This is a genomic window from Streptomyces sp. NPDC049597 (assembly GCF_040675505.1).
Taxonomy (GTDB): domain Bacteria; phylum Actinomycetota; class Actinomycetes; order Streptomycetales; family Streptomycetaceae; genus Streptomyces.
Map to the genome: position 1 here is coordinate 104392 of NZ_JBFAOY010000013.1, position 13591 is coordinate 117982.

Sequence of the window (13591 nt, forward strand, 5' to 3'; positions counted from 1 at the left end):
ACCCGATCCCACTCCACCCGGAGTCCTCGTTGGCCACAGGTACCGAACCACCACAAATCCACAAGGGCGTGCACGGACGGACGCGCGCCGCCATCGGCCCCCGCCACCTGCGGACGGACCGGTGGTGGCTCGCCCCGGCCCTCACCACCGCCGGACTGCTCGCGTTCGTCGTCTACTCGACCTGGCGCGCGTTCGCGAACGCCGACTACTACGCGGCGCCGTACGTCTCGCCGTTCTACTCGCCGTGTCTGGCCGAGAACTGCGTGCCGATGCGGGCGGGACCCAACTGGGAGATCTTCGGCAGCTGGTGGGGGCTCTCCCCCGCCCTGCTGATCCTGATCTTCCCGCTCGGCTTCCGGCTGACCTGCTACTACTACCGCAAGGCCTACTACCGGGGCTTCTGGGCCTCGCCACCGGCCTGCGCCGTCGCCGAGCCGCACACGACGTACACCGGCGAGACGCGCTTCCCGCTGATCCTGCAGAACATCCACCGGTACTTCTTCTACGCCGCGCTGCCCGTCGCCGGGATCCTCACCTACGACACCGTGCTGGCCTTCCGCGACGAGCACTACGCCTGGGGACACATGGGCCTCGGCACGCTCGTCTTCCTGGTGAACATCGTGCTGATCTGGGCGTACACCCTGTCCTGCCACTCCTGCCGGCACATCGTCGGCGGCCGGCTGCGGCACTTCTCCAAGCACCCCGTGCGCTACCGCCTGTGGAGCTGGGTCGGCAAGCTGAACGCCCGTCACATGCAGCTCGCCTGGGCGTCGCTGCTGAGCGTCGCGCTCGCCGATCTCTACGTCTACCTCGTCGCGTCCGGCGCCTTCGACGATCCGCGCTTCTTCTAGGGGAAGGTGCCAACCGACATGACACAGCTCGAACGTCAGGAGTGGGACGTCGTCGTGGTCGGCGCGGGCGGCGCCGGTCTGCGCGCCGCCATCGAGGCGCGTGAGCGGGGGGCGCGTACGGCCGTCGTCTGCAAGTCCCTGTTCGGCAAGGCGCACACCGTCATGGCCGAGGGCGGCATCGCCGCCTCCATGGCCAACGTCAACGAGCACGACAACTGGCAGGTCCACTTCCGCGACACGATGCGCGGCGGCAAGTTCCTCAACCAGTGGCGGATGGCCGAGCTGCACGCCCAGGAGGCGCCGGAGCGGGTGTGGGAGCTGGAGACCTGGGGCGCGCTCTTCGACCGCACGAAGGACGGCCGGATCTCCCAACGGAACTTCGGCGGCCACGAATACCCGCGCCTCGCCCACGTCGGCGACCGGACCGGCCTGGAGCTGATCCGCACGCTCCAGCAGAAGATCGTCTCGCTGCAGCAGGAGGACAAGGAGGAGTTCGGGGACTACGAGGCCCGGCTCAAGGTCTTCCAGGAGTGCACGGTCACCCGGATCCTGAAGGAACACGGGCCGAACGAAGGCGACAGGGTCGCCGGGGCCTTCTGCTACGAGCGCGAGACCGGCCGCTTCTTCACCCTCGAAGCGCCCTCCGTGGTGCTGGCCACCGGCGGCATCGGCAAGTCCTTCAAGGTCACGTCGAACTCGTGGGAGTACACCGGCGACGGGCACGCGCTCGCCCTGCTGGCCGGGGCCCCGCTGCTCAACATGGAGTTCGTGCAGTTCCACCCGACCGGCATGGTCTGGCCGCCGTCGGTGAAGGGCATCCTCGTCACCGAATCGGTGCGCGGCGACGGCGGGGTACTGCGCAACTCCGAGGGCAGGCGGTTCATGTTCGACTACATCCCCGACGTGTTCAAGGAGAAGTACGCCGAGTCCGAGGACGAGGGCGACCGCTGGTACGACGACCCGGACAACAACCGCCGCCCGCCCGAGCTGCTGCCCCGCGACGAAGTGGCCCGCGCCATCAACGCCGAGGTGAAGGCCGGCCGCGGCTCCCCGCACGGCGGCGTCTTCCTGGACGTGTCGACCCGGATGCCGGCCGAGGTCATCCGGCGCCGGCTCCCGTCCATGTACCACCAGTTCAAGGAGCTCGCGGACGTCGACATCACCGCCGAGGCGATGGAGGTCGGGCCCACCTGCCACTACGTGATGGGCGGGATCGCCGTCGAGTCCGACACCGCCGCCGCGGTGGGCGTCCCCGGCCTGTTCGCCGCCGGAGAGGTGGCGGGCGGCATGCACGGCTCCAACCGGCTCGGCGGGAACTCCCTCTCCGACCTGCTGGTCTTCGGCAGGCGGGCCGGGCTGTACGCGGCCGAGTACGCCGAGGGCCAGGCCGTCCGCCCGGTCGTGGACGAGGCCCAGATCGACGCGGCGGCGGCCGAGGCACTGCGCCCGTTCAGCGCGGAGGGGGCCGAGCCCGGGGCGACTTTGGAGAACCCGTACACGCTCCACCAGGAGCTCCAGCAGACGATGAACGACCTGGTCGGGATCATCCGGCGCGCGGGCGAGATGGAGCAGGCGCTCGACAAGCTCGCCGAGCTGCGGGCGCGGGCGCGCCGGGCAGGGGTCGAGGGGCACCGGCAGTTCAATCCCGGCTGGCACCTGTCCCTGGACCTGCGGAACATGCTGCTCGTCAGCGAGTGCATCGCACGGGCCGCGCTGGAGCGGACGGAGAGCCGCGGCGGCCACACCCGCGAGGACTGCCCCGCGATGGAGCGCTCCTGGCGCCGGGTGAACCTGATGTGCCGGCTCGCCGGTCCGGGCGGTGACGTCGCGGCCCCCGACCCCGAGCGCGGCCGGATCGTCCTGGAACGCAGGACGACCGAGCCCATCCGACCCGACCTGCTCGGCCTCTTCGAGAAGGAGGAGCTGGTCAAGTACCTCGCCGAAGAGGAGCTGACCGAATGAGCACGTACGACGCCCGCTTCAGGGTGTGGCGGGGCGACCAGGACGGCGGGGCGCTCACGGACTTCACGGTCGAGGTCAACGACGGCGAGGTCGTCCTCGACATCATCCACCGCCTCCAGGCCACCCAGGCCCCCGATCTCGCCGTCCGCTGGAACTGCAAGGCGGGCAAGTGCGGATCGTGCAGCGCGGAGATCAACGGCCGGCCGCGGCTGATGTGCATGACCCGGATGTCGGTGTTCTCGCGCGAGGAGACGATCACGGTCACCCCGCTGCGGGCGTTTCCCGTCGTACGGGACCTGGTGACCGACGTGTCCTTCAACTACGAGAAGGCACGCGAGGTCCCCTCCTTCGTGCCGCCGCCGGGCCTGGTGGCGGGCGAGTACCGGATGCAGCAGATCGACGTGGAGCGCTCGCAGGAGTTCCGCAAGTGCATCGAGTGCTTCCTGTGCCAGGACACCTGCCATGTGGTGCGCGATCACGAGGAGAACAAGGCGGCGTTCGCCGGCCCCCGCTTCCTGATGCGCATCGCCGAACTGGACATGCATCCGCTGGACGCGGCGTCCGGGGCGGGCATCGACCGGAAGACGACGGCCCAGGACGACCACGGTCTCGGCTACTGCAACATCACCAAATGCTGTACGGAGGTGTGCCCGGAGGGCATCAAGATCACCGACAACGCGCTGATCCCGCTGAAGGAGCGCGCGGCGGACCGCAAGTACGACCCGCTGGTGTGGCTGGGAAGCAGGATCAGGCGGCGGAAGGACGATGCGCTCGAGTGAGGTCGCACGAGCGGGCCGGCTGATACCGGGGGTCCCCCGCGGCGGCCGTGCGGTCGCGGCCGCCTGCTACCGGGCATAGCCTCCCGAATGTGACACGAAGAGCCACCCGGGCCGCCCTCGCCGTGCTGGTGGCGGCGTGGTGGCTGGTCGTGCCCGCCGCCCCCGGCGTTCGTGCCGACGACCCCGTCGAGCTGTCCCGGCAGGGGCAGATCACCGACCGGGTGGGCGCGCTGGGCGACCGGGAGCCGCAGGTCGTACGGGCGCTGGACCGGCTCTGGGACGAGCAGCGGCTCCAGCTGTTCGTGGTGTACGTCCGCGACTTCTCGGGCTTCGGCGCACAGCAGTGGGCCGGCGAGACGGCCGACCGGAACGGGCTCGGGCAGAACGACGTCCTGCTCGCCGTCGCCACACGCGACCGCCAGTACGCGTACTGGGTCGACGAGGCCTCGCGCCTGACCGGCCCCCGGCTCGCCGAGGTCGCCGCCAGGGGCGTCGAGCCCGCGCTGCGGCAGAACGACTGGGCGGGCGCGGCGATCGGCGCGGCCGAGGGCTACGGCGCCGTACTGGCCGGCCGGCCCGTGCCCGAGGTCGCCGTCACCCCGGGCGTCTCGGACCCCGGCTCGGACCCGGGCGCCGGGACGGGCGCGGGCGACCTGGTGCTGCCGGTCGCGGTGCTCGGCGGGGCCGCCGCGCTGGCCGCCTACACGTACGCCAAGCGCCGTCGGCGCACGGCGACCCGTACGACACCGCAGGGCGGCCAGGAGGGCTGGGGGGAACCGGGGCACAGGCCGCTGCCCGAACTCGATGCCGCGGCGAAGCGGGCTCTCGTGGACACCGACGACGCGCTGCGCACCAGCCAGGAGGAACTGGGCTTCGCCGTCGCGCAGTTCGGTGAGGAGGCGGCCGGGCCGTTCACCGCGGCCGTCGAGCACGCGGGTGACGAACTCACCGCGGCGTTCCGGCTGCGGCAGCGGCTCGACGACGCCCACCCCGAGGACGACGCCACCCGGCGCCGGATGCTGGACGAGATCCTCGCCAGGTGCGCGGAGGCCAACCGCCGCCTCGACGCCGAGTCCGAGGACTTCGACCGGCTGCGCGCCCTCGAGCGGAACGCTCCCCAGGCCCTCGCCGCGGCGGAGGCCGTGCTCGACGACGTCAGCGGGCGCATGGTGAGCGCGGAGGCCGCCCTCGGCGTGATGCGCGAACGGTACGCGCCGACGGCGTCCGCTCCGGTCTCGGGCGCCGTGGAGCAGGCGAAGGACCGGCTGGAGTTCGCGACGAACGGTCTCGCACAGGCGCGCAAGGCCGTCGAGGGCGGCGACAACGGCACGGCCGCCGTCCACGTACGCGCCGCCGAAGGCGCGGTCGCCCAGGCCGAACGGCTCGTCGACGCGGTCGACCGGCGGGCGCGGGAGCTGGCGGAGGCGGCCGGGAAACTCCCCGGGGCGCTCGTCGAGACCGAGGCCGATCTGGCGGAGGCGCGCGGCATGTTGGAAGGGGCGCCGGAGGGCGTGTCCACCGCCGCGCTGCGGGGGCGGGTCGCCCGCGCGGAGACGGTGTCGGCCGAGGTGCGTCAGGAGGTCGAGGCGGGGGCGTACGACCCCATCGACGCACTGCGCCGGGTCGAGGAGTTTGACGCCGCGCTGGACGAGGCCCTGGCGGAGGCCCGGAGCAGCGAGCAGGGGACGCTGCGTGCCCGCGCGCTGCTGGACCGGGCCCTGCTCGGCGCCCGCGCGGCGACCGATGCCGCCGCCGACTACATCGCCACGCACCGCGGCGCGGTCGGCAGCGAGGCCCGCACCCGGCTCGCGGAGGCGCGGCGACGGCTGGAACGGGCGCGGGCGGTGGGCGACGGCGACGCCCGGACGGCGCTGGCCGAGGCACAGAATGCGGACGCGCTGGCGCGGGAGGCGCAGTCGCTGGCGGAGAACGACGTGCGCGGCTACCCGGGTCACGGGGACTTCGCAGGCCCCTTCGGAGGCGGAGGCCCGGGCGGGAGCGGACTGGGCGGTGCGGTGCTGGGCGGGATCATTCTCGGCGGAATGCTGGGCGGCAGGGGCTTCGGGGGCGGTGGGGGCTTCGGGGGCGGTTTCGGAGGCGGGGCACCCGGGAGCTTCGGCGGCGGGGGCACGCGCGGACGGATGGGCGGTGGCCGTTTCTGACCCTGCTCGGATCCCGGCCGTACGGCGTTCAAGGAGAGTGCGATGACCAAGCAGACCGTCCTCGGACGGGTCGCCCGGCTGGCCAGGGCGAACATCAATGCGCTGCTGGACCAGGCGGAGGACCCGCAGAAGATGCTCGACCAGCTGATCCGCGACTACACGGACAACATCGCCGAGGCGGAGCAGGCGATCGCGGCCACCATCGGCACCCTGCGACTGATGGAACAGGACCACCGGGAGGACGTGGAGGCCGCGCGGGAGTGGGGCGGGAAGGCGCTCGCGGCGAGCCGGAAGGCGGACGAGCTGCGCGCCGCGGGGCAGTCGGCGGACGCGGACAGGTTCGACAACCTGGCGAAGGTGGCGCTCGGCAGGCAGCTCCAGTCCGAGAAGGAGGCGGCTACGGCGGAGCCGACGGTCGCCGCGCAGACCGAGGTCGTGGACAGGCTGAAGTCCGGACTGGAGCAGATGAAGTCGAAGCTGACCCAGCTCCGGGCCAAGCGGGACGAGCTGGTGGCGCGGGCGGCGTCGGCGCAGGCGCAGAACCGGATGATGGACGCGGTGAAGAGCATCGACGTGCTCGACCCGACGAGCGAACTGAGCCGTTTCGAGGACAAGGTCCGCCGCGAGGAGGCGCGGGCGCTCGGCAAGCAGGAACTGGCGGCGTCGTCGCTGGACGCGCAGTTCGAGGAGCTGGAGGCGATGGGCGACAGTGCGGAGATCGAGGCGAGGCTGGCGGCGCTGAAGTCCTCGCCGTGACCGCCCGTCGGGGCTGCGCCCCGAACCGGGTCCAGGGGCGGAGGCCCGGTTGGCGCTGCGCCCCTGGACCCGCGCCTCACACGCCGGCGGGCCGGCGGAGCCCCGGTGCCCGCCTCCGAGCCGTCGACGGCCCCGGCTCAGCGCGGCCTTCCTGCGGCTCTGCCCCAAGGCGTCGTCTCACACGCCGGCGGGGCTGGGACGCCGCCCGGCCGGGAGTTCCTCCCCCGGCCACCAGGCCGTGAGGAGAGGGCGAGGACGCCGCGTGCGGCACGCGCCGGTCAAGGGGCGGGGCCGTGGACCGGGGGCGGAGCCCCCGGTTGGGGATGGGGCGCGTGAGGGGGAAACACCCCGTCAGAACATGCTCAGCAGCTGCTCCACCGTCGGCTCGGCCGACCCCCCTCCGTCCGGGAGCGGGAGTTCGAACCAGACCGTCTTGCCCCGGGGCGTCCGTCGAGAGCCCCACGACGCGCTCAGCAGGCCCACCAGTTGCAGGCCGCGGCCGCCCTCGTCCGTGTCGCGGGCACGGCGGCGGCGGGGCTGGACCAGGCCCGCGTCCCAGACCTCGCAGACGAGCGTCCGGTCGCGCAGCAGGCGCAGCCTGATCTCGCCCTCTCCGTAGCGCAGCGCGTTGGTGACCAGTTCGCTGACGAGCAGTTCGACGGTGTCGACCAGCGCCTCCAGGTCCCAGGCCACGAGCTGCCCGCGGGCCAGCTCGCGGGCCCGGCCCACCGAGCGGGGTTCGCGCGGCAGGTGCCAGTCGCCGACGGACTCGGCCGGCAGGCCCTGGACTCGGGCCATGAGGAGGGCGATGTCGTCCTCGCCGTGCCGCGTGTCCAGCGTGTTCAGCACGTGGTCGCAGACGTCCTCCAGCGGACGCCCGGGATCCGTGAGCGCCGTGCGGAAGGCGCGCAGCCCCTCGTCGAGAGGGTGGTCGCGGGACTCGACGAGGCCGTCGGTGTAGAGCGCGAGGAGGGCTCCTTCGGGAAGTTCGACCTCCACCTCCTCGAACGGCTCGCCGCCCACCCCCAGCGGCATCCCCGGCGGTACGTCGAGCAGCAGCGCCTCCTCGCCCGGTTCGACGAGGACGGGCGGCAGATGGCCGGCGTTGGCGAAGGTGCAGCGCCGGGTGACCGGGTCGTAGACGGCGTACACGCACGTGGCGAGATAGACCTCGGAGAGGTCCGCCTCCCGACGGGACTTGGGCGAGGCCTGGTGCGGGATCTGGGCGCCTCCCGTGGAGCGGCGGAGCTGCGAGGGGCTGCCCGGGCTGCCGAGGCCGCGGGCGATCTCGTCGAGCGCGGAGAGCACCTCGGCCGGTTCCAGGTCGAGCAGCGCCAACGTCCGTACGGCGGTGCGCAGTTCGCCCATGGCGACCGCGGCCCGCAGCCCGCGGCCCATCACGTCGCCGACGACGAGCGCGGTGCGGTGCCCGGGGAGTTCGATGACGTCGAACCAGTCCCCGCCCACCTCGGTGGCCGTGGTGCCGGGCAGGTAGCGGCAGGCGATGTCGAGGCCGGCGGCCTCGGGGTCGCCGGGCGGGAGCAGGCTGCGCTGCAGGATGAGCGCGCGCTCGTGCTCCCTGCGGTAGAGGCGGGCGTTGTCGATGCAGACGGCCGCGCGCGCCGCGAGTTCGACGGCGAGCGCCCGGTCACGGTCCCCGAAGGGTTCGCTGCCCTTGGTGCGGGCGAACTGCACCAGCCCGACGACGGTGTCGTGCGCCATCATCGGGACGGCGAGCGTGGACTGGACGAGGCTGCCGTCGCGCCCGGGAATGGTCTGCGGGCTCGCGGTCCGAAGGGCGCTCGCGCACGGCGAGTTGAACGGGTAGCGGTGGACCTCGCCGACCTCGGTGGGCCCGCCGCCCTCCGGTACGCAGTCGGGTGTGGTCATCAGGGGGGCGTCGGACACGGCGCTGGCGAAGGCGACCCGGCGCAGCTCGGCGCTGCCGCCGCCGAAGCTCTCGGCGTGCACGGCGGCGAACTGCCCGGGCGGCGCCTCGTCCCCGGTGAGCAGCCCCTGGTAGAGGTCGACGGAGGCGAGGTCGCAGAAGCCGGGGACGGCGACGTCGAGCAGCTCGCGGGCCGTGGTCTCCAGATCGAGGGAGTTGCCGATCCGCGCGCTCGCCTCGTTGAGCAGGGCGAGGTTGCGCCGGGCGTTCGCCGCCTCTCGGGCCGCCATCTGACGGCGTGTGACATCGGTGCCGAGGCCCGCGACCCCGACAGGCCGGCCCGATCCGCCGTGGACCCGGTAGAGGTTGACCGCCCAGTGCCTGCGGTCGGTGCTGCCGGGTACGGTGCCCACGATCTGGAGGTCGGTGACGGCCTCGCCGGTCTCCAGGACGCGGCGCAGGGCGGCGTTCATCCGGTCGGCCTCGGGGCGGGAGAGGTAGTCGTCGACGGTGCGTCCGCGGTGCTCTTCCGCGGCGCCGCCGAAGACGGTGGCGAAGCGCTGGTTGGCGCGCTGCACGGTGAGGTCCGTGCCGAAGAGCAGGAACCCGAAGGGCGATTGACCGAAAATGGCCTGAGATGCGGCGAGATCGCTCTCGATCCGGCGCAACGCCCGCACATCGACGACGATGCACAGCGCGGCCTGCTCGCCGCGCTCGGTCTCGCTCGGCATCACATAGATCTCGGCGAGCCCGTGGGCGCGGTCCTGGCCCGGCACACGGAAGGGGACGAGGCCCGTCCACTCCTTGCCGTCCAGGATCTCGGCGACCTTGCGGTGACCTCGTGGCCTGAGGTCGGCCGGCATGAACACCTCGACCGGGTCCTTGCCCCTGACCTCCTCGGCAGTGATGCCGAACAGCTCCACGGCGCGTTTGCTCCACTGATCGACGAGCCCATCGGGGCCGATCGAGAACGATGCGACCTTGATGTAGTCATAGATCGAGCCAGGCGCGCTGCTCTGCCACATGGCACCGCTCGCCGTCCCAGGTATCTCGCTCACGCGACCGTCCCCTCCAGCTCACCGCACCGGACCGGCCATGACCGCAGTATTCAGCACTACGGCTCCGACCGGCACGGCGTTCACGATCACAGAGAGGTCTCGTTCATTTTCGGCCGAGCCCCCGTGATCGTCGTCCCTCCAGACTCCTAACCCGCCAGGGCCAGCTCGAACCACACCGTCTTGCCGGTCCTGCCCCGCCGGGTGCCCCAGCGACGAGCCGTGCAGGCCACCAGCTGCAGACCCCGGCCGCCCTCGTCGTCGGGGTGGGCGGACCGCTCGGTGGGGGGATCAGGCAGCGGGTCCGAGACCTCCACCCGCAGGGTCGGCGCGGTGCCGTCGCCGCTGGGGCGGACCATCCGCAGGCCGATCGGCCCGGAGGTGTAGCGCTGGGAATTGGTCACCAGTTCGCTGACCAGCAGCACGGTCACATCGCCGACGGCGGTGTCCAGGCCCCACGCCCTGAGGGTCTCGCGGACGGCGTGGCGCGCGGCACGCACGGCGTTCGGCTGCGCCGGGAAGGTCCACTCGGCGCTGTCGCCTTCGCTGCCGGTCACGCCGCTCACTTCCCCAGACCGAACACGGGAGCAATGCCCCTTTTGATGGGGTTAATCAGCACATACCCGATATTTGATGCCGAGTATCGCGGCACGGGTGGGAACCAGGGCACCGATGGCCCGTACGGCGCACGCGTCGCGCTCGTGCCGCCCGGCGCGGCACACACGCCCTCCGCACGCGCCGGCCCGGATGCCGGAATGTCATGCCCCAGTCATCCATCCGTCGCCGGAACCTCGCATCCCGGACGCCTGCCCCTGTGCCGGACATCCGACCCGCGACGGACACGAACGACTCTTCCTCTCTTGTCGGGGCGCAAATTCCGGGCCCGCCGCCATGAATGCATCCATGTAAATACAGAGTAAAGAGGCGCGTGTGACCTGGATCACAGTTTGCCGTTTCAAACTTGTGCACTGGATCACTTCTGCCTAGGGTTGTGGCCATCGCCGACCGGTAAATCCGGACGATTGCCGGACCTGCAGCATTACGGGGAACAGGACAGCAAGAATGGCACGGGGGATTTGCAGGGGACGCGCTTCGATCGCGCCCCGTCTGCCCGGAACGGGCACACGACCATTTCAGCCGCTTTCGCGGCATCTCTGACGACGGACAATCTTTTCGGCCGTCGGCCGCGGCATGACATCGCCATGCCGTTTCCGATCGCGCTGTCATTCCGCGGCATCCTGTCGCGCATTCACGTCGCCTGACACCGGCCGACGGAATCCTTTACGCGGCCGGCAGAGCCGCACCCGGACACGTGTGTCCCGACGGGGATTCAGCCATGCTTCGAGGGGAAATGCAGATGGCTGTCATGCAGAAAGAAGTGGCGCCCATTGATCTGGACGCCACTCCAGAGGTCGACGAACTGCTCGTCGATCTCGGTCTCGGCACCATGGTGCGGGAGTCGGTCACGTCTCCGATCGGCAGGAACGACGCCTGGGCCGGCACCACCACCGGCGGCAGGGACGTGTTCGTCAAACGCCTCACGGGCGCCGAGCCCGATGTCAGGGCCCGGATGCGGCGGATGCTCGCCTTCGAGGAGTACGCGGGTGCCGCCCGCCCGCCGGAGCTCTTCCGGCCGGCGCTGCTGGGGACCGACACCGAGCATCACATCGTGGCGTTCGAGCGGGTCATGGACGCGCGGAACGGCGCCCAGCTGATGGTGGACGAGGTCTTCACCGGTGACCACGCGCACCAGGTGGGACGCATCATCGGCCGGCTGCACGGCACCCCGCCGCCCCCGGCGATGGAGGTGGACAGCGTGCCGCCGCCGTTCCCTCCGGTGGCCTTCCTGCGCGGACTGCCCATGTCCGTGTACACCCGCTCCAGCGCCGGGGAGCTGGAGGCCTGGCGCCTGCTGCAGAACGACGCGGTCCTCGTCCGCGCCCTCGAGCGGCTGCGCGACATGGAGGCGGACTCCCCGCGCGTGCCGTCGCACTGCGACTTCCGCGTGGACCAGCTGTTGGTGCGCCCCGAGGCCGTCTACATCGCCGACTGGGAGGAATTCCGGCTGGCGGACCCGGCACGCGACGTCGGTGCTTTCGCGGGCGAATGGATCTACCGGTCCGTCCTGGACGTCGTCACGAACCGGGGAGACGACGTCTTCACCGACGTCGAATTCACCCACGACATGATCATTCAGCGCGGCGTGGCGAAGATGCAGCGCCTCCTCCCGCTGGTGGGGGAATTCTGGCGGGGTTACCGGGACGTACGGCCCGTGATCGACGAGGGCCTGACCGTCCGCGCGACCGCCTTCGCCGGATGGCATCTGCTCGACCGACTTGTCGCCGGCGCGCTTTCCTCTTCACGCCTCACTGGAATTCAGCGTGCAGCAGCGGGCGTCGGACGAGCAGCCGTGGTGAATCCGGAGAAATTCGCGTTGACGCTCGGTTTCGAGGATGTGAAGTGACCGTGGAAACCCTGGGAACCAACGAGTTGCTGTCGCCCGGTATACGCGCCGTCATGCAGCAGATCAGCGTGTCCGCGGACCGTTCGAAGGCCGTTGTCGGAGAGCGGGAGATCGAGGCGGAAACCCCTCGGGAACTGCGACGACTGCTCTCCGAGGCCATTTACGACGTATTCCATTCGGGTCAAGGGCATGGAAAGGTGCCCACCCGGCTGAGGGACGACGAATTGGAGGTGCGACTGGCCGCCGCCGTGCCGCACAAGGAAATCAGCACCCGCGCGCTGGCCCGCTCGTCGGCCGAGGCGGACGACAAGGGGAACGTCCGGGTCCTGGTGGAGCGCGAGGGCGTCAGGTTCTGGGCGCCGGAAGCGGCGCTGCGGAGCACCGATATGAAGGAGGGGGAGGTCGTCGAACTGACCATGCCCTCCGTCCGCGCGGGCCTCTCCCCCGGCTTCTTCCTGGTCGACGGCTCGGTCCCGCGCAAGGGCGGCCGGGACGTCCTGCGGGTGTACGTGAACGTCGGGACCGTCGACGACGCCGTACGGGTGTGGGGTGCCACGCTGACGTTCCTGGAGGACCTCGCACTCCCCTACCGCGCGAAGGTGCTCTCCGCGCCGGAGCTGTACCCGCGACGCGACGCGGTCGTGGTCTACCTGGACGCGGAGTACGCCCATGCCGCGCCGGAACTGGCCCGCCGGGTACGGGAGCTGCCCGGTCTCGGCACCGATGTCTCCTGTTTCACCGAGGAGTTGTGCCCGGGCGTGGCCACCGCCTGGGAGCCCAGCGATCCCCATTCCGGCAGGCAGGGGCTCAGCTTCGGGCAGCACCGCGCCAGTGTGCTGGCGAGCGCGCTCGTGGACAGTGCCGACGTCCCCGAGGCGGCCGAGCGCACCGTGGCCGAGCAGTTCACGCAGGCCGGGATCGATCCGGCCCACCCCGCGCGGAATCTGCCACGCGTCTGAACGGCGCACGCCGGACGCACCGAAGGCACGGCGATGTCCTGCGGCCGCCCGGAGCGTGGCCGGTACCACTCTCCGGGCGTGCGGCACCGGGCGCTGAACCCATCACTGGGAGCGTCACCGACGCTTCCAGCCTTGAGTTCAACGACTCGGAAACGAAAGGACAGTCTTGAACAGCACCGACAGCATCATGGACCTCGTCGCCGGTTACGAGACCTACATGGACGCGAGCGAGCTCGACGTCACCGCGGTCGCCGACGCCCCGGCCACCACCTGGTACTGCGCGTCCGCCGCCGTCAGCTTCCTCAGCGCCATCACCTACGAGGCCACCTGCTGACACGGCCTGCGCCGACGCGCCCGCGAACGCGAACAGGCCGACGACGGGCGCACCACTCGCACCACAGCGCATCGTCCCATTCATCCGCTCACCCCTGAGGGAGAGAAAGACCATGGAGAAGGCATCTTCCATCGTCGAGCTGCTGTCCGGCTACGAGGCCTACAGCTCGCCCGAGGACATCAACCTGTCGGCGGCCTCGGACGCCCCCGCCACCACCTGGGGCTGCGCCGCCGTGACGGCCAGCATCAGCTGGATGAGCGGTCAGGTCGTCTCCAAGACCATCGACGACGGCTGCTGATCCCCGTCCAACCCGTGTGAAACGGCGTGTGTGGGCCACGGACCGGCCCACACACGCCGCCCAACCCCAATTTCTACCCCGAG

The 13591-nt window shown here is 71.3% G+C and carries 12 protein-coding genes; 10 read left to right on the forward strand and 2 right to left on the reverse strand.

The window, feature by feature from the left end; translation table 11 throughout:
* Positions 1-29 precede the first annotated feature (29 nt).
* From AB0K02_RS17190 to AB0K02_RS17210, 5 genes are all read left to right on the forward strand, one after another.
* Positions 30-851, forward strand: a complete 822-nt coding sequence (locus AB0K02_RS17190; protein ID WP_365993259.1) for a hypothetical protein — start codon at positions 30-32, stop codon at positions 849-851.
* An 18-nt stretch (positions 852-869) separates the two neighbouring features.
* Complete coding sequence (locus tag AB0K02_RS17195; protein WP_365993260.1) at positions 870-2813, forward strand: fumarate reductase/succinate dehydrogenase flavoprotein subunit; 1944 nt, start codon at positions 870-872, stop codon at positions 2811-2813.
* Complete coding sequence (locus AB0K02_RS17200; RefSeq protein ID WP_365993261.1) at positions 2810-3592, forward strand: succinate dehydrogenase/fumarate reductase iron-sulfur subunit; 783 nt, start codon at positions 2810-2812, stop codon at positions 3590-3592. The genes AB0K02_RS17195 and AB0K02_RS17200 overlap by 4 nt, the downstream gene beginning before the upstream one ends.
* A gap of 89 nt (positions 3593-3681) precedes the next feature.
* On the forward strand, positions 3682-5754 hold the full coding sequence (locus AB0K02_RS17205) for a TPM domain-containing protein (RefSeq protein ID WP_365993262.1): 2073 nt from the start codon (positions 3682-3684) through the stop codon (positions 5752-5754).
* A gap of 42 nt (positions 5755-5796) precedes the next feature.
* Complete coding sequence (locus tag AB0K02_RS17210) at positions 5797-6510, forward strand: PspA/IM30 family protein (RefSeq protein ID WP_365993263.1); 714 nt, start codon at positions 5797-5799, stop codon at positions 6508-6510.
* Positions 6511-6861: 351 nt separating this feature from the next.
* Here the strand turns inward: AB0K02_RS17210 and AB0K02_RS17215 are convergent, their stop codons facing one another.
* Both AB0K02_RS17215 and AB0K02_RS17220 read right to left on the reverse strand, forming a co-directional pair.
* Positions 6862-9456, reverse strand: a complete 2595-nt coding sequence (locus AB0K02_RS17215) for a SpoIIE family protein phosphatase (RefSeq protein ID WP_365993264.1) — start codon at positions 9454-9456, stop codon at positions 6862-6864.
* A gap of 146 nt (positions 9457-9602) precedes the next feature.
* The gene (locus tag AB0K02_RS17220; RefSeq protein ID WP_365993265.1) at positions 9603-10019 is read right to left on the reverse strand and encodes an ATP-binding protein; all 417 of its coding nucleotides are present in this window, start codon (positions 10017-10019) and stop codon (positions 9603-9605) included.
* A 456-nt stretch (positions 10020-10475) separates the two neighbouring features.
* Between AB0K02_RS17220 and AB0K02_RS17225 the strand changes: the two genes are divergently transcribed.
* The 5 genes from AB0K02_RS17225 (at position 10476) to AB0K02_RS17245 (ending at position 13508) form a co-directional block, all read left to right on the forward strand.
* Positions 10476-10715, forward strand: coding sequence for a hypothetical protein (locus AB0K02_RS17225; RefSeq protein ID WP_365993266.1), 240 nt, complete (start codon positions 10476-10478; stop codon positions 10713-10715).
* A 95-nt stretch (positions 10716-10810) separates the two neighbouring features.
* Complete coding sequence (gene lxmK / locus AB0K02_RS17230) at positions 10811-11917, forward strand: class V lanthionine synthetase subunit LxmK (RefSeq protein WP_365993267.1); 1107 nt, start codon at positions 10811-10813, stop codon at positions 11915-11917.
* Entirely contained in the window at positions 11914-12876 is a 963-nt protein-coding gene (locus tag AB0K02_RS17235; protein ID WP_365993268.1) for a T3SS effector HopA1 family protein, read from the forward strand. Before lxmK ends, AB0K02_RS17235 begins: the two co-directional genes overlap by 4 nt.
* A 166-nt stretch (positions 12877-13042) precedes the next feature.
* A complete protein-coding gene (locus AB0K02_RS17240; protein ID WP_177150682.1) occupies positions 13043-13210 on the forward strand; it encodes an LxmA leader domain family RiPP in 168 nt (55 codons plus the stop codon).
* A 112-nt stretch (positions 13211-13322) separates the two neighbouring features.
* The gene (locus AB0K02_RS17245) at positions 13323-13508 is read left to right on the forward strand and encodes an LxmA leader domain family RiPP (protein ID WP_177150683.1); all 186 of its coding nucleotides are present in this window, start codon (positions 13323-13325) and stop codon (positions 13506-13508) included.
* Positions 13509-13591: the final 83 nt, after the last annotated feature.